This is a genomic window from Larkinella rosea (assembly GCF_003858635.1).
GTDB classification, from domain to species: Bacteria; Bacteroidota; Bacteroidia; order Cytophagales; family Spirosomataceae; genus Larkinella; species Larkinella rosea.
In genome coordinates this window covers 434,067-455,692 of sequence record NZ_RQJO01000015.1, presented here as the reverse complement: position 1 = coordinate 455,692, position 21,626 = coordinate 434,067, and the positions used below count along the sequence as shown (strand labels likewise).

General features: G+C 51.9%; 16 protein-coding genes. 10 read left to right on the top strand and 6 right to left on the bottom strand.

What is annotated here, in order from left to right:
- Positions 1-15: 15 nt before the first annotated feature.
- From EHT25_RS28370 to EHT25_RS28355, 4 genes are all read left to right on the top strand, one after another.
- Entirely contained in the window at positions 16-1,392 is a 1,377-nt protein-coding gene (locus tag EHT25_RS28370; protein WP_124878828.1) for a sugar porter family MFS transporter, read from the top strand.
- 210 nt (positions 1,393-1,602) lie between these two features.
- The gene (locus EHT25_RS28365; RefSeq protein WP_124878827.1) at positions 1,603-3,003 is read left to right on the top strand and encodes a neutral/alkaline non-lysosomal ceramidase N-terminal domain-containing protein; all 1,401 of its coding nucleotides are present in this window, start codon (positions 1,603-1,605) and stop codon (positions 3,001-3,003) included.
- Positions 2,984-4,549, top strand: coding sequence for an SLC5 family protein (locus EHT25_RS28360; protein ID WP_124878826.1), 1,566 nt, complete (start codon positions 2,984-2,986; stop codon positions 4,547-4,549). Before EHT25_RS28365 ends, EHT25_RS28360 begins: the two co-directional genes overlap by 20 nt.
- Before the next feature lie 100 nt (positions 4,550-4,649).
- Positions 4,650-5,528, top strand: a complete 879-nt coding sequence (locus EHT25_RS28355; protein ID WP_124878825.1) for an SMP-30/gluconolactonase/LRE family protein — start codon at positions 4,650-4,652, stop codon at positions 5,526-5,528.
- 68 nt (positions 5,529-5,596) lie between these two features.
- On the opposite strand, the gene EHT25_RS28350 is transcribed toward EHT25_RS28355, so the two are convergent.
- Positions 5,597-6,253 carry an NAD(P)-dependent oxidoreductase gene (locus EHT25_RS28350; RefSeq protein WP_185731515.1) on the bottom strand — a complete coding sequence of 219 codons (657 nt, stop codon included), beginning with the start codon at positions 6,251-6,253 and terminating at the stop codon, positions 5,597-5,599.
- A gap of 85 nt (positions 6,254-6,338) precedes the next feature.
- Positions 6,339-6,581: a type B 50S ribosomal protein L31 gene (locus EHT25_RS28345; RefSeq protein WP_124878823.1), complete on the bottom strand. Its 243-nt coding sequence runs from the start codon at positions 6,579-6,581 to the stop codon at positions 6,339-6,341.
- A gap of 484 nt (positions 6,582-7,065) precedes the next feature.
- Between EHT25_RS28345 and EHT25_RS28340 the strand changes: the two genes are divergently transcribed.
- Entirely contained in the window at positions 7,066-9,525 is a 2,460-nt protein-coding gene (locus tag EHT25_RS28340) for a ribonucleoside-diphosphate reductase subunit alpha (RefSeq protein ID WP_124878822.1), read from the top strand.
- A 510-nt stretch (positions 9,526-10,035) separates the two neighbouring features.
- Positions 10,036-10,272, top strand: a complete 237-nt coding sequence (locus tag EHT25_RS32825; protein ID WP_124878821.1) for a hypothetical protein — start codon at positions 10,036-10,038, stop codon at positions 10,270-10,272.
- A 32-nt stretch (positions 10,273-10,304) separates the two neighbouring features.
- Here the strand turns inward: EHT25_RS32825 and EHT25_RS28330 are convergent, their stop codons facing one another.
- The 4 genes from EHT25_RS28330 to EHT25_RS28315 form a co-directional block, all read right to left on the bottom strand.
- Complete coding sequence (locus tag EHT25_RS28330) at positions 10,305-10,520, bottom strand: DUF4926 domain-containing protein (protein ID WP_124878820.1); 216 nt, start codon at positions 10,518-10,520, stop codon at positions 10,305-10,307.
- 11 nt (positions 10,521-10,531) lie between these two features.
- Entirely contained in the window at positions 10,532-10,867 is a 336-nt protein-coding gene (locus EHT25_RS28325) for a DUF6883 domain-containing protein (RefSeq protein ID WP_124878819.1), read from the bottom strand.
- Between the two features lie 160 nt (positions 10,868-11,027).
- A complete protein-coding gene (locus EHT25_RS28320; RefSeq protein ID WP_124878818.1) occupies positions 11,028-11,354 on the bottom strand; it encodes a nucleotidyltransferase domain-containing protein in 327 nt (108 codons plus the stop codon).
- 79 nt (positions 11,355-11,433) lie between these two features.
- Positions 11,434-12,513 (bottom strand): hypothetical protein, encoded by a 1,080-nt coding sequence (locus EHT25_RS28315; RefSeq protein WP_124878817.1) that lies wholly within the window; start codon positions 12,511-12,513, stop codon positions 11,434-11,436.
- Positions 12,514-13,300: 787 nt separating this feature from the next.
- Between EHT25_RS28315 and EHT25_RS28310 the strand changes: the two genes are divergently transcribed.
- From EHT25_RS28310 to EHT25_RS28295, 4 genes are all read left to right on the top strand, one after another.
- Entirely contained in the window at positions 13,301-16,291 is a 2,991-nt protein-coding gene (locus EHT25_RS28310) for a SusC/RagA family TonB-linked outer membrane protein (protein ID WP_124878816.1), read from the top strand.
- Between the two features lie 14 nt (positions 16,292-16,305).
- Positions 16,306-17,781: a RagB/SusD family nutrient uptake outer membrane protein gene (locus EHT25_RS28305; RefSeq protein ID WP_124878815.1), complete on the top strand. Its 1,476-nt coding sequence runs from the start codon at positions 16,306-16,308 to the stop codon at positions 17,779-17,781.
- Between the two features lie 180 nt (positions 17,782-17,961).
- Positions 17,962-19,866, top strand: a complete 1,905-nt coding sequence (gene nuoL, locus EHT25_RS28300; protein ID WP_124878814.1) for an NADH-quinone oxidoreductase subunit L — start codon at positions 17,962-17,964, stop codon at positions 19,864-19,866.
- Positions 19,867-19,902: 36 nt separating this feature from the next.
- Complete coding sequence (locus tag EHT25_RS28295; RefSeq protein WP_124878813.1) at positions 19,903-21,564, top strand: complex I subunit 4 family protein; 1,662 nt, start codon at positions 19,903-19,905, stop codon at positions 21,562-21,564.
- Positions 21,565-21,626 lie beyond the last annotated feature (62 nt).

The following is a 21,626-nucleotide window of genomic DNA, read 5'->3' as shown; positions in this document are numbered from 1 at the left end:
CTAACTGTACGTAAAATGGCTTTGGTACTGGTGACAACCGAGACCGCTTCTTCCGGCAATTTTCTTTATAACAAAGGATTTATTTATCGGATCAATGCGATAGCCGCGTTGGGTGGCATTCTGTTCGGTTTCGACACGGCCATTATTTCGGGAACGATTCACTTTTTCAGCCAGCATTTTCAGCTCGACGACCTGCAAACCGGCTGGGCGGTCGGCTCCATCAGCATCGGAGCCGCCATCGGAGCACTGGGTTCCGGTCGGCTGAGCGATCGGGTGGGCCGGAAGAAAATGCTGTTAATCAGTGCTTTTCTGTTTGCGATTACCGGTGTTGGTACGGGTTGGGCAACCACTTTTTCGTTGTTTGTGGCTTTTCGGGTTTTAAGCGGTATGGCCATCGGCTGTGCGGCTCTGGTCTGCCCGATCTACATCGCCGAAATGGCCCCGGCCTACCTGCGCGGACGGCTGGTTTCGTTCTACCAACTGGCCGTTACGATCGGTGTTTTGCTGGCTTATCTTTCCAATTATCTGCTTTTATACACCGGCGATAACAACTGGCGATGGATGTTTTCGTCGCAGTCGGTCCCGGCTTTATTGTTCTTTTTCGGTTTGTTTTTTGTTTCGGAAAGCCCACGCTGGTTAATCAGTAAAAAGAAAGAAACTGAAGCCCGAACCGTGCTGGATCAAATCGGTGGGATAGCGTACGCCGAAACCGAAAGTGCCGCCATTCGTGCCAGTTTTTCGACCAGTATAAAAGAAAATATCGGTCAGGTATTTCGGAAAGATGTTTTCCATATCGTCCTGACCGGGATGGTCATTGCGTTTGCTTCCCAATTGGGCGGCCCACTCGTTGCCTACGCGCCTGAGATCTTTAAACAGGTCGGTATTGCGGAAGATTCGGCTTTTCTGCAATCGGTTATTCTGGGCGTTATACTCTGCATATTTACGTTTGTCGCCATTGCCACCATCGACAAAGCGGGCCGAAAAAAGCTTTTGTTATTTGGATCGGCACTGCTGGCGGCCGATATTCTGGCGTTGTCGCTCGCCTTTTCCTTCCAGCTTTCCGGTTACTGGGCTTTGTTTTTTATCCTGGTTTTTATTGCCGGTTATGCCGCCACCATTGGCCCGGTTACGTGGGTTATTCTCTCCGAAGTTTTTCCCAATCGCATTCGGGGAAGTGCCATGTCGCTGGCAACTTTGTCGTTGTGGCTGGCGAATTTTCTGGTAATTGGCTCGTTTCCCGTTATGAAATCGCAGTTCGGAATGCCGGTTACCTTCGGAATTTATGCGGTTTTGCTGCTGGTTTATTTCGTATTTATTGCCATCACCGTTCCCGAAACGAAAGGAAAATCATTGGAAGAAATTGAACGGTTGTTAACCCGAAAAACCGAATAGTAATGTGGAATATGGATGATTGTGTGAAAAATAACAGCCCACGATTTTAATCGTGGGTTCACAAATCGAAATCGTAGGATGCTAACCGTTTTAACGGTTTTAGAATTTTCAAACCGTTAAAACGGTTTATGTCTATTTGATAAAATTGGCGTTGGTCCCACGGTTAAAACCGTGGGCTGATAAGTATAAAATGAATTAAATTTTTGTTGAATGGAATCGCAAAAATACCCCGATTATAAACAATCCTCCTTCACCGGTTTGATCGGTGTGGCACAGGAAGATATTACCCCGCCGGTGGGCATTTACGCCCGCAATTGGGGGGCTGCTACGCACGAAGCCGCCGAAGGCATTCATCGCCCGCTGATGCTCACCTGCGTGACATTTCAAACCGCCTATGAAGCGCAACCCCTGGTGTTGATCGGGGCCGATCTGGGCTGGTGGCGTAGTTCCGACGACGAGCGGTTTTTGCGCAACGGCATTCTGGAAGCGGTGTCGCTGGACGCATCACGCCTGCTGTTTTGTCTGTCGCACACCCACGCCGGGCCGAGCCTCAGCCGGGATGACGCCACGAAAACCGGTGGGCATCTGGTCGAACCGTATCTCCAATTGGTTCAGCAACGGGCGATTCAGGCCATTCAAACGGCGCTGGCCAAAACCGAACCGGCCACGCTGACCTGGAATTACGGCAAATGCAATCTGGCCAGCAACCGGGATTTACCAGACGTCGATAAAGACCGCTTCGTCTGCGGCTGGAATCCCGAAAAAAGTGCCGATGATACACTTCTTGTCGGACAAATCGTCAACAACGAGGGCAAAACGATGGGAACGTTGGTCAATTATGCCTGCCACCCGACGACGCTGGCGTGGCAAAACCGCCTGATTTCGCCCGACTACATCGGGGCCATGCGCGAGGTGGTGGAAACGGCCACCAGCGCACCCACCCTGTTTCTGCTGGGGGCTTGCGGAGAGCTGGCTCCACGGGAACAATACGTCGGGGATGTCAGCATTCCGGATGCGTACGGGCGGCAGTTGGGCTATGCGGTTTTGTCGACCCTGGAAGCGGTTTTGCCGCCGAAAAACCGCCTTGCTTTTGACGGGGTCGTCGAGTCGGGTGCACCGTTGGCAATCTGGAAGAAAACCGCTTATGAGCCTTCCCGTACGCTTTTGACCGAGCTGATTGAGGTTGAATTGCCGTTGAAAACGTTGCCATCACTGGCCGAAATTGAAGCGCAATGGGCCGCGTGTAATGACAATGTTTTGAAAGAGCGGCTGTGGCGGAAACGCGGCATCCGGAAAACCGTCGGCGATGGCGACACGACTAAAATGCCGCTCTGGGTCTGGCGAATTGGCGATGCGCTTCTGGTCGGTCAACCGAACGAAGCGTATTCCGAATTTCAGCAAATCCTGCGGGAAAAACTGGCTCCGAATGCGGTCGCGGTCATGAATATCGTGAATGGCTCGACCGGTTATTTACCCCCCACCGATTTATACGACACTGATATTTACCCTGTCTGGCAATCTCCCTTCGAAAAAGGTTCGTTGGAGCTACTCACCGAAACCGCTATCCGTATTACCCGCTCGCTGATCCAACATGAATCTATCCACGCTTGACCTGATTATTTTTGGCGTTTACATCCTGGGGGTTATTTCGTTAGGCATTTATGCGTCCCGCAAAGGCGAAAAAACCAAGCGGGATTATTTTCTGGCGGGTGACAAACTGCCGTGGTGGATGATCGGCGGCAGCATCATTGCCTCCAACATCAGCAGCCATCACCTGGTCGGGGCAATGGGCGTGGCCTACAGCCGGGGTTTTGTGGCCATTGCGATGGAGTGGGGGGCGATTCTGATCGGTTTTAACGCCCTGCTCTGGATTTTCCTGCCGTTTTATATCCGCAACGGTTTTTACACGATTCCCGAATTTTTACAAAAACGCTTCGGCGCAGCCGCCCGGACAACCTACGCATCACTGATTTTGTTGACCTACGTTTTCGTGGAAATTGCGGCAGTTTTGTACCTCGGCGCACTCTCGTTGCATTCGCTGTTGGGAATTCCGGTGGTTGCCAGCGTGCTGGTGTTGGCGGTTTTTACCGGTATTTACACCATTGCGGGCGGTTTGCGGGCGGTGATCTGGACCGAAATGCTGCAATTGATCGTGCTGGTGCTGGGAGGTGTGGCGCTGACGATCGCGACCGTCAATGCGGCTGGTGGCGTTGACGCCGTCATCGAAACGTCCAAAGACTGGGACCTGATTCTGCCCGCCAGCGACCCGGATTTTCCGTGGACGATGTACCTCGGCGGCACGCTCTGCATCAGCGTTTTCTACTGCGCGACGAACCAGTTTATCGTGCAGCGGGTGCTGGCAGCCAAAAACGAGTGGCATGCGCGGATGGGCGTCGTATTCGGTGATTACCTGAAGTTTTTGATTCCGGTTATTATCACGGTTCCGGCCCTGGTGGCTCCCAAATTATTCCCGAATCTGGACAAACCGGATTTGCTATTTTCCACGCTGGTCGAAAATCTGCTGCCAGCCGGTTTGGTCGGGCTGGTCATGGCCGGATTGATTTCGGCGGTGATGTCGCACCTTTCCGGGGCCATCAACTCCTGCACCACGATTCTGACCGTCGATGTCTACCTGACGTATTTCAAAAAAGACGCAACGGACGCGCAGGCGGTGCGGTTTGGGCGAATTGCCGGAGCCACGATCATTGTCGTCGGCATTTTGTGTACGGGTTTATTCATGACCCAATCCGACAAACCGGTTTTTCTGTACCTGATGAATGCCTACGGCCTGTTCACGCCCGGTATCGCTGTGATGTTCCTGCTCGGCATTCTCTGGAAACGCACCACCCACGCCGGCGCCCTGACTGCCGGAATCCTGACCATTCCGCTGTCGATTGCGCTCGAAATCCTGTTTCCGACGATGCCGTTTTTCAACCGCACCGGCATCGTATTCTGGACGTGCATGCTGCTCTGTGTTTTAGTGAGTCTGGTGACCAAACCCAAGCCCGAAGCCGAACTGGCTGACCTGATCTGGAACAAAGAAAGTCTCTCTCTTCTCCCCGCCGAACGCGACCAGCAGCGCGGTTTGCGAAATCCTTTTATCTGGTGGGCCCTAGTTACCGCGATGGTTCTGTACTTTTACATCCGGTATGCTTAGCGTACCCACGGACTAAAGTCCGTGTTTTTTAGTGATCCAATTGCAAAACACGGACTAAACGGGAGCGCCCGCCGGTCCGTGAGTACGTGAAAAGCGATTTATGAACAATACAACTTGGAAAGTCGTGCTGGACCATGCCTGCCAGTTGGGCGAAGGCCCGGTTTGGGATGCGGATCAGCAACGCATTTTATGGGTGGATATTCTGCCGGGCGAAATCCATTCGTTTTATCCGGCCAGCGGTGAACACCGCATTTTCAAAACCGGTCAGATGACGGGCGCGATTGCGCTCCTGCCTTCCGGAAACTTCATTGCCGCTCTGCAACACGGTTTTCACGAGATTTCGCTGGAAAACGAAACCGTCGTTCCGATTGCCGATCCGGAAGTTCATTTGCCCGAAAACCGGTTCAACGACGGGAAATGCGACCCCGCCGGGCGGTTTTGGGCGGGAACCATGTCAATCTCCGACGAACCCGGCGCCGGGGCGTTGTACATGCTCGACAATGATCAGTCGGTTTCCATCAAAGTCGAAAACGTAACCTGTTCCAACGGCCTGGCATGGAGCCTCGACCACCAGCTATTGTATTACATCGACTCACCAACCCGGCAGGTAGTCGCCTATGATTATGCTATAACCACTGGCACGATTGCCAATAAACGCGTGGTGATTCAGTTTGAGGAAGAAGACGGTTTTCCCGATGGCATGACGATCGATGAAAAAGGCATGCTCTGGATCGCTTTGTGGGATGGCTGGAAAGTCATTCGCTGCAACCCCAATACCGGCGAACGGCTTCAGCAGATTGACCTGCCAGCCGCCCGGATTACGTCCTGCACCTTCGGGGGCGAGTCACTGGAGGATTTGTACATCACCTCGGCCAAAACCGGGCTGAGTCAGCAGGAATCGCAGGAACAGCCGTTAGCCGGTTGTCTGTTTGTCGTCAGAAATACGGGAATTAAAGGTGTACGTACCCACGGACTTTAGTCCGTGAGTTTTTGGCATCGCTAATGACTAAAAAATAAGAATCACACGGACTAAAGTCCGTGGGTACGTCAGACCTCCGAAATCGTAACCGCTTCCTGCTTGTAATCACCGGTTTTGTAGATCTCAACCATGAATTTAGCGACGTTCGTCCGGCTGATGGTCAGACTCGGTTTCGGCTGGTTATCGAGTGTGAGCCTGATTTTTCGATTCTTCCGGGAATTGATCAGACCGACGGGCCGGACGATCGTCCAGTCAATGGGTGAGGCTCTCAGCAGGTTCTCCTGGATTTCATGATCACGATAGGCCGCGCCAACGTTGCTGTAGTCGATGAAAAACCGGAACCAGCCCGGAATGTCTTTTTTGGTTTCGTGAACACCCCAGGCCGTGGTGATGATGATGCGTTTGATGTGCAGTTCGTTCGCGATTTCGAGGACGTTGCGCAGCGTGTGCGACAGAAAATCTTTCGGGGATTTCAGGCCGCTCCACGGAAATTCGGATTTGCGGGAGATGCTTAACGTGCTCAAAACCGCATCACAGCCCTGCATGGCCAACCGAAGCGCGGTGCGGTCGAGCGTTTTGCTTTCGTAGAGTTTCAGATTTCGGTCGATCACCTTCACTTTGTCGGTATCCCTGACGAGCGCATGCACCGCAATACCGGCTTTCAACGCCTGTTCCAGGAGTAGTTTTCCCGTACGACCGGTGGCACCGAGTAACAGTATTTTCATAAAGGCCGGAAAGTGATCACGTAAAGAAAACAAAAAAACCGCCATCAGAACGATCTAATGGCGGTTTTTTCAGGGGTAGATAGGATTACTTCTTACCGTACCGCTTCAGGAACTTGTCAACACGACCAGCGGTGTCGAGCAGAACGTTCTTGCCGGTATAAAACGGGTGCGACTCAGAACTTACTTCGACTTTCACAACCGGATAGGTATTCCCTTCGTATTCGATTGTATCCTTCGTTTGAATGGTAGAGCGGGAAAGAAATTTGTGGTCGCTGGTCAGATCCCAGAACACCACTTCTCTATACTCCGGATGTATGCCTTTTTTCATGACAAAATATAGTATTACAAAAATAAACCAGTTCCTGAATGAATTGCTTTATCCGCCTAACCAATTGCGCTAGTGGATTTAAGGAGTGCAAAGGTACAGACTTTCTCACTGGATTCCAACCACTTCGATCGCTTTTGTTTTAATCAAAAAAAGTATGTTACTCTTGATTGATTTTTTATTGCTTTTTCGGCAATTTGGGTAACAATTCAGTAAGAATCAGTGTTTTAATGAAGGGCCAGTACCGTTAGCTAAATAATCCCTATCAAGTTTTTTAGACTGTTTTCCCGATAGGCTTTTCATAAGTAATTCTGCGTAAGCTCTTAACAGTTTCTTAACATGGCCCTAAGTTAGAACATTTCTAAGTTGTCCGGGTAAGCGTGAACATTCCTCGTTGCTTTGTTGTAATACTCCATAGTACCTTTAGGAACCAATCGAAAGAGTCCATCTATTCAACATATATTTACTACAACATTCCACATATATTATGTACGTACTCAAGCGCGACGGCCGCAGGGAATCGGTTAAACTCGACAAAATCACCGCCCGGATCGAGAAATTGTGCTACGGCCTGGACCCCGCCTACGTTCAACCGATCGAAGTATCGATGAAAGTAGTCAATGGAATCTACGACGGTGTCAAAACGACTGAACTGGACAATCTGGCGGCCGAGACAGCGGCTTCGATGACCACCCGCCACCCGGATTATGCGATTCTGGCCGCCCGCATGGCCATCTCCAACCTGCACAAAGAGACCAATAAATCCTTCTCGGGAACCATCAAGCGGCTGTACAACTACGTGGACCCCAAAACCGGGGAAAATGCCGCGCTGATCTCGAAGGAAGTCTATGATGTGGTGCGGAAAAATGCCGCCCTGCTTGATTCTACCATCATTTATGACCGGGATTACGGGTATGATTATTTCGGGTACAAAACGCTGGAGAAATCGTATCTGCTGAAGATGGAAGGCAAAATTGCCGAACGTCCCCAGCACATGCTGATGCGCGTCGCCGTCGGGATTCACATGAACGATGTCGAAGCGGCTGTTGAAACCTATAACCTGCTGTCGGAGAAGTGGTTTACCCATGCAACCCCGACGCTGTTCAACGCCGGAACGCCCAAACCGCAGATGTCGAGCTGTTTCCTGCTGACGATGAAAGACGACAGCATCGAAGGCATTTACGATACGCTGAAACAAACCGCCAAGATTTCGCAATCGGCGGGCGGTATTGGTCTGAGCATCCACAACATCCGCGCAACCGGTACGTACATCAAAGGAACCAACGGCACCTCGAACGGGATCATCCCAATGCTGCGCGTGTTCAACGACACGGCTCGTTATGTTGACCAAGGTGGTGGAAAACGCAAAGGTTCTTTTGCGGTTTATCTGGAACCCTGGCACGCCGATATTTTCGATTTCCTGCAACTGAAGAAAAACCACGGCAAAGAAGAAAACCGCGCCCGTGACCTGTTCTACGCCCTTTGGGTACCGGATTTGTTCATGAAACGCGTGGAAGACAACGACGTCTGGTCGCTGATGTGTCCGCACGAATGCCCCGGTCTGGCCGATACGCACGGAGAAGCCTTTGTCGAACTCTACGAGCAATACGAGCGCGAAGGCCGGTTCCGTCGGCAGGTGAAAGCGCAGGATTTGTGGTACGAAATTCTGGAATCGCAGACCGAAACCGGTACGCCGTACATGCTGTTCAAGGATGCGGCCAACTCAAAATCGAACCAGAAAAACCTGGGTACGATCAAGTCGTCAAACCTTTGCACGGAAATCATCGAGTATACTTCGGCCGATGAAGTGGCGGTTTGTAACCTGGCGTCGATTGCGCTGCCGAAATACATTGTGAGAGGGGCTGACGGCATTATGCGGTTCGATCACCAGAAGCTGTACGAGATCACGAAGGTTGCCACCAAGAACCTGAACAAGATCATCGACATCAACTACTATCCGGTGGAAGAGGCCCGGCGCTCGAACATGCGCCACCGCCCGATCGGTTTGGGAGTTCAGGGGCTGGCCGATGCGTTCATCATGCTGCGGATGCCGTTCGAATCGGACGAAGCGAAGCAGTTGAACAAGGATATTTTCGAGACGATTTACTTTGCCGCCATGACGGCGTCGATGGAACAGGCGCAACAATACGGTCCGTACGAAACCTGGAAAGGCTCGCCGATTTCGCAAGGCATCTTCCAGTTCGATATGTGGGGTGTTACGCCGGATTCGGGTCGCTGGGATTGGGAGTCGCTGCGGAAAGAAGTCGTTCAGCACGGCGTTCGGAACTCGCTGCTGCTGGCGCCGATGCCAACGGCTTCGACCAGCCAGATCCTGGGCAACAACGAGTGTTTCGAGCCATTTACGTCCAACATCTACGTCCGTCGCGTGTTGTCGGGTGAGTTTGTGGTCGTGAACAAATACCTGCTGAAAGACCTCGTGAAGCTCGGCATGTGGAACGACCGCATGAAAAACATGCTGATTGCCGCCAACGGCTCGGTGCAGAACATTCCGGGTATTCCGCAGAATATCAAGGATCTGTACAAAACCGTGTGGGAGATCAAGCAAAAAACCGTCATCGACATGGCCGCCGACCGGGGTGCGTACATCTGCCAGTCGCAGTCGCTGAACATTCACATGGTGGATGCCAACTTCGGCAAACTGACATCGATGCACTTCCACGCCTGGAAGCGCGGACTGAAAACCGGTATGTATTACCTCCGCACGAAAGCCGCTGCCGACGCCATCCAGTTCACGGTGGAAAAACAAGCCGAGTCTCAACTGCAGCCGGTGCTGGTCGAAACGATGGAAAAACCGCTGAATTACGAGAAATACGCCCAGGAAGGAGCTGCTGCGCACCCGGTGCAGGTCAGTGAAGCCGAAACCGCCTATGCCGCGATGGTCTGCTCGATTGACAACAAGGATGATTGTGAGGCTTGCGGGAGTTGAGGAGTTTCACTAGCATAATTACAAGCCCCTTTCTTGCTGGAAGGGGCTTTTTTATTGATGAGATAATTCTACGAAATTTGGGTTTAAGCGCTGAATTGATCTACTTTACCATTGTTTGACAACGCAAGAATGAGTTAGTTATGAACTGGATTTTAGGCTCAATAGGGATTTTTCTTATTCTGTCCGGGTTTGTTATTTGGCGGTTTCGACTTGTCAACCTGCTCAGTAATGTGGACGGAAGCCGGGTAATTGATAAAGAAAAGGCAACTCGCCTGACGTTCTATTATTTGTTGATTCTGGGAAGTTGCTTTTTAGTACTGAGCTGCGTAATCGAAGACATGAGTGAACGAAATTTGATTCTGACCCTAGCCTGCTTTATTCCGGTAAACATGGTAGTTGTGGTTTTCTACCTGGTTGCCCAAAGTCGTAATATGCGGTAGTTAGCTACAAAAACCTGGAAAGAGAGTCAGAGGCTTTCGGTTGAAGGGCAATGACCTATCGATACGTAAATTGATTGGTAGTGAAATCGATCTACTTTGTATAGAGAGCGTTAAGTCATCTCTTCGAGATGCAATTAACGGAAGTTTAATTTCATTAATTGGTCTTAAAGAACAAGTTACTAAACTGCCAGGAATGACATCAAAATCGATTAAAGCAAGAAAAGAAATAATTAGAACATTGAATAAACTAATCTCAGAATTTGAGTTTTTAATAAATTTTTTAGATGATATTGATAGCAAAGAATAAAGCCAATGTTTACAGTTTTGATAAAATCTAATTCAATCCACCAAATCAGCCTGCAAATAGACCCTCATAAGCCCATCAGCGGAAACCGTCGGCATAGCGTACGGGACGCCGTTCTTTCCCACAAACTCCACTAAATACCGGTTTTTCGGACCAATATCTACAATCACGCCAATTTCGCCCCGGCGCAGGTTGTGTTCGGGTAAGGCTGCGGTTAATGCCACCATATCGTGCAACTTTAAATCTTCCATTGGATTAAGTATTAACTAATTACATAACAACTGGTCAGACGCGGAAAGTTTTCATCCTCGTGAATAATCCAGGTTGAGCAGATTATGGCGTCCTTATTAGTGTAATTCATCTGAAAAATTACTGAATACAACTCACCATAGGAATTTTTGCCTTGATAAACCGCGGGATTCAAAAGAACTGCATCCAGAATTGTGTCTTTTAAGATTTCCCAATTGGTTAGGTTGATTCCCAATGCCGACTGAAATACTCTTGCTTTATGCTTGCCAACAGGATGCTCCGTGTTCAAACAGTAGTCTGTAAATTTAGAATCATCGGCAATGGCCCGTTCAGCAAAAGGTAATAGCATAAAAGCAAGTTAAGCAAAAATCGCTTTTCATTTTTCCAGTTTATAGTTTGTTCAAGAATCCGGGAAATAGCAGATTCATAACTTTTACGCTCGAAATAGAGGTATTGTGCATCCTCCAGAGCTCTGTCAGATTTCTCCAGCAAAAGAGTAATTAACTCATTCATAATACCGAGCCCTCCCGCTTGATAGTATGATACAAAGGACTGGCTAGCTTGTTAAACTGTTTTTTGGTAGTTGGAACAATCTGAATCGATTTTTCATAAGCCAGTTCCAATTCAAAAACAAAATCACCCATTGCGTCGAGTTCCTTAAAAGGCGAGATTGCTTTGTCATTCAATACAACCAGAATATCCACATCTGAATGCTCACCAGCGTCACCACGCGCATAGGACCCAAACAGATACAGAGCTGCCAGACGATCCTGATAAAGCCGCCGGGCTTCTTCTTTGAAGGAAATCAATAAAGGCTGAATAGTGATTTGGTCCATTATTGTCAAATAGCAAAGCTAAAATACAAGTTTACCTCGCAAGTACCACTTTGTCACCGTAAAACAAAACCGCCCTACCTCATTTCTTATGCCTAACCAGCCACTGATCCACAACCCCGGTGATCGAAAACCGGACGTCTTTAAACCGCTCGGGTTTGGGCGAATTCAGGGCTTTCCGGAGGTTGACAATGCTGGGGTAAAAATCAGCACTCCGGGTTGGGAATTGATCATCCAGTGCTCGCAGCAGCTGGTCGATGCCATACATATCGAAGCTCCAGTGCTGTAGGTTGTTGCTGTCGACGATATCCGCCCGGATGCGGGTCGACAGCTGGCCGATGCTCTGGTTCAAAGGCCCAACAAACCGGTCGGGATGCGCCACCGGGTTACCATCCAGGAAATAATAAACTTCTTTAGCCCCTCTTTCCGTCTGGAGCAACGCCATCAATTCGGCTTCCCGGTTTGGATGCGCGTTGATCTTGGCCAGAGCCGCCTGCCGAATGTCATCGGGTTGATTTCGGTTGGAATACGCCAGCAGCGCAATAAGGGGATCTTCGGGCTTCTGAGCCGCAATCGTCTCCAGATTTTCCCGGTGCCATCGGTCCTCGTCGGCAGCTCGCTGGGCCATTTCGGCCTCGGCAGCCTGGGCGGATTCCCGAAGGTATCCCACCAGCAATCCCAAGCTGAAGACGGCACCGAGACCCATCCCCACCCAAAAAGAACCCCTGATGAACGTGAGCGGAATGAGGGAGGGGCCAGCGGCCGGAAGCGAGAGAAAACACGGAATGAGCCAGAAAAGCGGTAACCAGAATTGCCCCTGACGAATGGCTATGCTGTGCAAAAAAGCCGGGTAGAGCGTATCTGTATGCCATTCCCACTTGAAAACCGCACAAAAAAACGTCGTTAACGCCACAGCCAGCCAGGCCGAAAAAACAAGCAGATTCCGTGTGCCGCTTCCCTGAACAAGCCAGTCGAATCCGCCCCGAACATGGAGTGCAATTGTCAATCCCAGACTGAAAAGGACAAAACCGGCGCCCCAAAAGAACAGACCCAGGCCGTAGCCCATGGTATTTTCGCCGACCAGCGAGGGTTTGGAAGCTGTGAACAACGTCAGGCCGATAAAGAATACGGTAGTAATGACGGCGAAAATATAGCCAACCATGTGGTTTGTGTTTACGGTAGGGAATCGGACTAAATATAGTGTTTCAGACGAGATTCCTGAAGAATCTTTTGTTTTCGGTGCCTTTGGGAGAAGCAGTTGATTGCCAACGCCGGGCATCCATCCTAAGCGGGCAGAATATGGCCGTGAAATAATTTTGCAGCTCAAAATCAATGTTCGGCACTAGCCCTTGTCCTTCTCCTGATCGCTTACCTCCCTCCTGACGAACAATAAGTTATCGCTCAAACGATTAAAACTCACTCCCACAAATCAGTAAAACTCCTCGCCTATTAAATTGATTTAGTCATTAAAAAAACAAAAAAAATGATAAAAACTTTTTTGTTTAAAGGATTAAGCATAGTTTTGAAGGCCATAATCTAATAAATGAGTACTACAAAAACTTCGTTAAAGAATATTGTAAAACCAACGGCCTAAAGCTGAACGAATTTTCGAGAGTCCTATCCTAAGCTACCAATCAACTTAATTTAAAAACGACCGGGAATCTACCACAAGATTCTAAAATCTTCGCCCGGTTTCTGAAAGCAGATTGGTTTTGAACTCCTGCAGAACCATAAAAATACGTGTAAAATAGTTTCTTTTGATCGATTGCTTAAACGATTAAGCTACCTAATGAACAGTTTCAACTAAAACAGTTACCCTATGAACAAAAACCACAATTCGGCGTACGCCACCTTACCGGAAAGCAAACGCCAGGTACAGTTGTGGGCCGCATCGAGCCCGCAGTACCCTTTACATTTCCTTTTTACCTACCAATAACCCATTTCCAACCATGAGAAAATCTGTAAAACTTTTCATTTTCCTGGTACTCCTGGGGCAGGTCCACGCGTTTGCCCAGAGCAATCGGGTGACGGGCAAAGTTACCGGCGTCGATAATCAGGGACTTCCCGGGGTCAACGTCCAGATCAGCGGCACCACGCTGGGAACGGCCACCGACGCGTCCGGTAATTTCGCGCTGAACGCTGCGAGCAATGCTTCGCTGGTTTTTTCCAATATTGGCTACGTCAGCCAAACCGTCCCGGTCAACGGGCAATCGGTGATTAACATTCAACTGATCGAAGATTTAAAAACCCTGAACGAAGTCGTGGTGGTTGGGTATGGTTCCCAGCGCAAAACCGACGTAACCGGCGCCCTGACGGCCATCTCTACGAAAGAATTTGCGCAACAACCCGTTACGCGTCTGGATCAGGTGCTGCAGGGCCGGGCGGCAGGGGTACAGGTGACGCAAACCAACGGCGCACCCGGTGGTGACGCCCGCATCCGGATTCGGGGAGCCAACTCGGTTTTGGGCAACAACAACCCGCTTTACATCGTCGATGGATACGTCGGCGCTGACTTTAACTTCGTGAATCCCAGCGACATTGAAACCATTCAGGTGCTGAAAGATGCGGCTTCGACCTCGATCTACGGAAGCCGGGGTGCGAATGGCGTGGTGATCATCACGACCAAAAAAGGGGCGCGTGGTCTGAAAGTCAATTACGAAGGTCAGTTCAGCGTGGCGCAGAACATCAAGCGCTACGACGTTTTACCGGCGGGTGAATTTGCCGAAATCGTGAACGCCCGAGCGACGGCCACCGGTTCGAATTTGCCCTTTACAGCCGCTCAGATCGCCGATTTTAAACAAAACGGCGGAACGGACTGGCAAGATCTCGTTTTCCGGAACGGCGGTGGACAGCAGCACCAGGTGACGGTTTCGGGCGGGGGCGACAAAACGACCTACCTGATTTCAGGTAACTTCCTGGATCAGAACGGGATTGTCAACAACAGCGGTTTTAAGCGGTACATCCTGCGGACGAACCTGAATACGAAGGTCAACGACAAGCTTTCGTTCCGCATCAATTTGTGGGGCACACAATCCAAAAACCACAATACGCTCGACGGTGGCGCCATCGTGCAGGCCCTGGCCTGGGCGCCGACGACGCCCGCTTACGGTACCGACGGTCAGCCGACGTTTACCGACCCGATCGGTTCGGTTTACCGGAACCCAATTGATTACCTCTACGATCAGTCGATCGACGCCAAACGCGCGAGCCTGAACGTCAACGGCGGTTTGAATTACAAACTGCCCATCAAAGGCTTGTCGATTGATTTGCAATATGCCGTCAATTACCTCGACATTCAGAACCTGAACTTTACGGGCAAACGCCTGTCCAACAACGTACCGAGCGCCAGCCGGTATTCGTCGGAACAGGTAACGTTGCAAAACACGAACACGCTGAATTACGATCTCAAAGTGGGCAACCATTCGCTGAACGCCGTGGCGGTTTTGGAAACGCAGCAGTTTACGGATCGGAACTTTACGGCGAGTGCGTCCGGGCTGCGGTTTCCGCAGTTGGGTTACGACAACATCGGCGGGAATACCGCAGCGACCGTCGGATCGGCTTACCAGAAATCGACCTTGCTTTCGTTGCTGGGTCGGGTAAATTACAGCTACAAAGAGAAATACCTGCTGACGGCGGCCGTTCGGCGGGATGGTTCGTCTAAATTCGGCGCCGACAACCGGTACAGTGTTTTCCCGTCGGTGGCACTCGGCTGGCGGTTATCGGAAGAAGATTTCATCAAAAATCTCGGCGTCTTCAGCAACCTGAAACTGCGGGGTAGCTGGGGGATGACGGGTAGCCAGGCCATTAACCCGTACGCAACCCTGTCGACCTACGGAACAACGGTGGTGGCTTTCAACAACAGCGCGGCCACGGCGGGAGTGATTTTGGGGAATCCGGGCAATCCGAACCTCAAGTGGGAAACAACCAAACAAACGGATGTGGGGCTGGAAATGGAATTCTGGAACGGTCGGCTGCGGATTGAAGCCGATTATTTCAAGAAAAACACCACCGATCTGCTGCTGAATGTCGCGATTCCGAGCTACGCCGGTGGCGGTACACAATACCGGAATTTAGGGGAAGTGGAGAACAAAGGGTTTGAATTTTCCATCGGAGGAACGCCGATTGATCAGGGCGGTTTTCGCTGGGAAACCAACCTGAACTTCTCGACGCTGCGCAACCAGGTGCTGAGTCTGGGCGGTTTGCCCCGGCTGGGAACCGGTACGGGCGTGGGCGCGGGGATGTCGACCACCAACGAGTTTATGCTGATGCCGGGCGAACCGCTGGGTTCGTACTGGGGCCTGAAATACCTAGGTACCTGGAAACCGAATGAAGCCGATCAGGCCGCCAAACAAGGCCGGGTGCCGGGCGATCCGCACTACCAGGATCTGAATGGCGATAACACGATTACGACCGACGACTTCCAGATCATTGGCCGGGCATTCCCGAAAGGAACCGGCGGCTGGAACAACACCTTTTCGTACAAAGGCCTGACGCTGAACGTGTTCTTTAATGGCGTATTTGGTGTCGATAAACTGAACTACACCCGGGCGGCTGCGCTGTCGGGCTCGGGCGATGCGCGGCAGTTCATCCTGTCGGAAATCCGCGATTACTACCGGCCAGGCAACGAAACTTCCGACGTGCCAGCGTTTACGAAAACGTATCAGCCCTTTACGCAGTCGAGCCGGTTTTTGGAAAATGGTAGCTTCGTACGGCTGAAAAACGTCAGCCTTTCCTACAACATCCCGAACGGTTTTATCCGCAACAAAGCCAACATCCGGGTTTTTGCCAGCGCGACCAACCTGCTGACGATCACGAAGTACAAAGGTCCCGATCCGGAATCAGCGCGGGTGGGTTCAAATACGGACACCGCCATCGGGATCGACTACGGTTCGTATCCGAATGCAAAAACGTACACATTCGGCATCAACCTGGGCTTCTAAAATTCTGACAATCCATGAAAAAGATACTCTTATTTGCTTTCGTAGCCGTGCTGGGAGCAGGCTGCAAAAATTACCTGGAAGAAGACACCACCGGTTTGCTCTACGGCCCGAACGTGCTCTCGACCCAGGACGGTCTGGAATCGGCCCTGACCGGGGCTTACCGGGGCTTTGCCAACCAGTGGGGCTACGGTTTTATCCACCCTTCGGCCAATGCCGCCACCATCGGCAGCGACGACGTGACGACCCACCCGGCCAGCAACAAGGCCGACTGGCGGGAATTCGATCAGTTTAACGTCTCGACGACCAACCAGCGGTCCGGAGCGGTTTACACGGGCTGTTACAAAGCCATTCAGGGCGCCAACAATGTCATTAATAACTACACAAAAACCGTTGGGACCAAAGCGACGATCGACATCATTGCGGGCGAAGCCTATTTCATTCGCGGTTTTTCGTACTACTGGCTGACCCGGTTTTACGGCAATATTCCGCTGGTGACGGCGGGTGAATACTCGGCCGACTTGCTGACGATCAAGAAATCGACGCCCGCCGAAGTCTACGCGCTGATTGTGGACGACCTGAAAAAAGCGGAAACCATGCTGCCCAACACCCGGCGCGATCCGGGTCGGCCCAACGCAGGTTCGGCGAAGGCGTTTCTGGCGGATGTCTACCTGACGATGGCGGGCTGGCCGCTGAAGCAAACCGACAAGTATGACCTGGCGGCTGCCAAAGCAAAAGAGGTGATTGACAACCGGGCGACCTACGGTTTTGCGATGATGCCGACGTTTGCGGAGGTTTTTGCGAACGATCCGGCGGTGGCGACGATTCCGGAGTCGGTCTTCCAGATCAGCGGTTTTACGGGTGGCAGCGGCACGGCTAACGCGACCTATGGTAACACGACGATGCCAGGCGAAGAAGGCGGCTGGGACGATATGTTTGCCGAGCTGAACTTCTTCAACAGTTTTCCGGCCGGCCCCCGCAAAACCGCCACGTTCCGGACGGAGTTTGGGTTGGGCGCTACGAAAATTCCCTGGCAGCAGAGTTTGACCAAACACCCGTATTACCAGAAATGGTACATCAAAGGCAACGTCGTGACCTCCAGCATTTCGCTGCCGTCGGTAATGATGCGGTATCCGCACGTCCTGACGATTTATGCCGAAGCCAAAGCGCGCGGAACCGGCGGTCCCGACCAACTGGCTTACGATGCCCTGAACCAGATTCGGCTGCGCGGCTGGGCCACCGGCACGAAAGCGTTGTCGCCTGCCGACGGATTGACAGCAACCCAGTTTGCCGACGAGGTGGTGCAGGAACGCGCCTGGGAATTCGCGTGTGAGCGCACCCGCTGGTTCGACCTGATCCGGCTCGAGCGCGTCGAAGCCGCCAATGCCGCCAAAAGTCCCGACGATCTGCAACCGATCAAACCCATTACGAAAGCCAATTACTGGTTTCCGCTGCCGTATACAGATACGTCGATCAACCCGAATCTAAATTAACAAAGGCGGTTTTTCGGCCCACATTTTCCTATCCATCCCAGGCGGTTCTGGTTTTCGGGTGATCGATTCGGTCACCCGAAAACCGGAACCGTTTTGTTTGCTGTTCGTTCAACTCGCATTTTTATACGCCCGTTTCGTACAGATATTTGTCCCGGCGAGCGTCCGGCGTTATCTTGCGCGATGTTCGACGAGAATACCATCCGAAATCTTTTCTGGCTCCTGTTGCTGCTGCCTTTTTTGAGCGGTAGTGTGTGGTTGCTGGCGGGTCGGCGAATCAATCATTGGGTCGGAATGGCTGCCGCTGTTCTAACACTGACCGGACTGGGGTTATCGGTTTTTCTGGCGAATCAAATCGGCACCGAAATCCTGACCTTACGCACGGAATGGCTCATCATGCCGGGTCGCGTCGTCCCCATTTCGTTCCGGATCGATGCCCTGACGCTGCTCATGCTAATTGTCGTCCATTTCATTGCGCTGCTGGTTCAGATTTACTCCATTTCCTATCTCCACGACGAACGCGATCGCTACCGGTATTTTGGTTTCCTGAGTCTGTTTATTGGTTCGATGCTCGGCATTGTGCTGGCCGGAAACCTGATTGTACTCTACGCCTTCTGGGAACTGGTCGGCCTGTCGTCGTATTTATTGATCGGTTTCTGGTTCCGAAAACCGCAGGCGGCTGCGGCTGCCAAAAAGGCATTTCTCATGAACCGCGTTGGCGATGCCGGTTTTCTGCTCGGTATTTTTCTGGTGCTTTTCCAGGCCGGAACCACCGAACTGGCCGCGCTCCCGACCGAATTCACCTCCAATGGCTGGCTGGCCACGCTGACCGGTTTTTGCCTGTTTTGCGGTTGCATCGGCAAGTCGGCCCAGTTTCCGCTTACCACCTGGCTGCCCGACGCGATGGAAGGCCCAACGCCGGTTTCGGCACTCATCCATGCCGCTACGATGGTGGCCGCCGGAATTTTTCTGCTGGCCCGCATCCACTTTTTACTGACGCCCGACGCTTTATTAATCATCACCATTGTTGGCACCATTACGATGCTGATGGCGGCTTACTCGGCGCTGTATCAAACCGATATTAAAAAAGTACTGGCCTATTCCACCGTTTCGCAACTGGGCCTGATGGTGATCGGTATGGGAACCGGCAACGGATCGGCCGCACTCTTTCACCTGACCACCCACGCGTTTTTCAAAGCCGGCCTGTTTCTGGCCGCCGGGTCGGTCATTCACGGCGTCGATACGCAGGACATGCGAAAAATGGGCGGTTTGCGAAAAGTCATGCCCGTTACATTCAGCGGCTGGGCGGTTTGTGCAGCCGCGCTTTCCGGTTTTCCGTTGTTCTCCGGTTTTTTATCGAAAGAAGCTATCCTGGCCGGCGCATTTGGTTGGGCCAGCCAGCAGGGCGGTTTTGCCTACATTATTCCGGTCGTGGCGGTTTTATCTTCCGGATTAACCGCCTGTTACATGGCACGTCAGGGAAAACTGGTTTTCTTCGGTGAATCCCGAAACCCGGATCATCATGCGCACGAATCCAGTCCGATTCTCACGGTTCCCATCCTGATGCTGGCGGTTTTGTCGATCGGTTTTGTGTTTGCCGTCAACCCATTCTCTGCCGAACATGGCTGGTTTTACCGGTTATTTCCCGCGGTAAGCGAAAGCGAAGAACACCTTTGGATTGCGGTTTTGTCCATTACCGTCGTGGCAATTGGCATTTGGCTCGGCTGGCGAATACCGGTTTTGACCAAATCAACGAGCCTAAGTCGCCTGTCGGAGCACAACTGGTACCTCGACGGTTTTTACAATCGCGTGATTGCGCGCCCGTTTGTGCGGCTGGCCCGGTTTTCGTTTGCGTTCGACCAACGCATCATCGACCGGCTGGTCGATTTTATTGGTATCGGCAACGTTGTGCTGGCGCACATGATCAGCTGGGTCGATCGCGCCATTGTCGATGGCCTGGTCAACGGCGCGTCGTGGCTCGCCCACCGACTGGGTAATCTGACGCGTTCGGTGCAAAATGGCCGGGTTCAATCGTACATTGCCAGTGCGGTGGTCGGTTTGTTAGTCATTCTTTGGTTTTTGATTTAGTCCACACCAGCCCATTGCTGTTGCCGACACCCTGCTATGCTGTCATTACTCATCTTTATTCCTTTGCTCGGTTCGCTGTTGGTCGTTCTTTTACCAGACAGTCAGAAAAACGTTTATAAGTGGATTACGCTGGCGGTTTGCAGCCTTGAGTTGCTGGTCTGCGGAGCCATTTACCTCGCTTTCGATCCGGCTTTGGCCGACTACCAACTTCTCGAACGCGTCGACTGGATTACCCTGCCACTGGGGTCGCTCGGCGTGGTTTCCATCGATTATCTGGTCGGCATCGACGGCATCAGCCTGCCGATGGTTTTGCTCTCGGGCGTAGTCATGCTCGTCGGCGCGATCTCGTCCTGGACCATCGACAAGCGGTTAAAAGCCTACCACGCTCTGTATCTGCTTCTGACGGCCACCATCATTGGCTGTTTCATTGCGCTCGACTTTTTCCTGTTCTTCCTCTTCTTCGAATTCATGCTGCTGCCGATGTATTTTCTCATCGGTCTATGGGGCGGTCCGCGCCGGGAATATGCCTCCATCAAGTTTTTTCTCTACACACTGGCGGGTTCGGTTTTGATTCTGCTGGTGATGATCAGTCTGTATTTATCAGTCATGGACCCGGTTGAAACGGCAATTAATATTGGGCTAATCGGCGACCGGTCAGAAGCCACCGACACCATCATCCGACAGGTTCAGTTTCTGCTCGCCGATTACAAAATTCAGTCGCAGCAACTGGTGCATACGTTCGATCTGCGCTACATGGCCCACGGTAGCAATTATTTGCCCAACTCCTTTCTGGGTCCAACCGGCGAACGTATTGTGTTCGGCATTCCGACGCGGATGCTGGCGTTTCTGTGTGTTTTCCTCGGATTTGCCATCAAATTGCCGGTCGTGCCGTTCCATACCTGGCTTCCCGATGCTCACGTGGAAGCTCCAACGCCGGTTTCGGTGGTGCTGGCGGGCGTCTTGCTCAAAATTGGCGGCTACGGTTTTCTGCGAATCGGCTGGGGCTTGTTCCCCGACGGGGCTGCCGAATACGCCCTGCTGCTGGCCGGTCTGGGTGTGATCTCGATTGTCTACGGCGGGTTTAATGCCCTGGCGCAGAGTGATCTCAAGAAAATGATCGCTTATTCTTCGGTATCGCACATGGGTTTTGTTCTGTTGGGGATTGCGTCACTGACGTCGGAAGGTGTCAACGGGGCCGTTTATCAAATGGCGAGCCACGGCGTGTTGTCGGCGATGCTGTTTTTGCTGACCGGCGTCATCTACGACCGCACCCACGACCGGCGCATCGACAATTACCGGGGGCTGGCCAGCGCCATGCCGAGCTACACCGCCCTGACCGCCATTGCGTTTTTTGCCTCGCTGGGATTGCCCGGTTTTTCCGGTTTTGTGGGCGAATTGTTTACGCTGATGGGCAGTTTTCAGTCGCTCTGGCTACCCGGCTGGATGACGGCTCTGGCCACGCTGGGCATCATTCTGGCGGCTGCGTATTTCCTCTGGACGCTCCAGCGTATGTTTTTCGGGCCCCTCTGGTCGCGCACCGAAACCGCCGGACAACTTACCGACCTCGACACCCGCGAACGGCTCATGCTGATTCCGCTGGCGGCTTTGGCCCTACTGCTCGGTTTGTTTCCCAATCTGCTTTTCAACCTCACCAACTCCACCGTCGCAGAATGGATTCAGCGGTTTAGTGTGGAATAAAATGATAGGAACGCGGCCGGGTCGCCGATGCGATTGGACGGATGCAACGGATTAAAACTGAG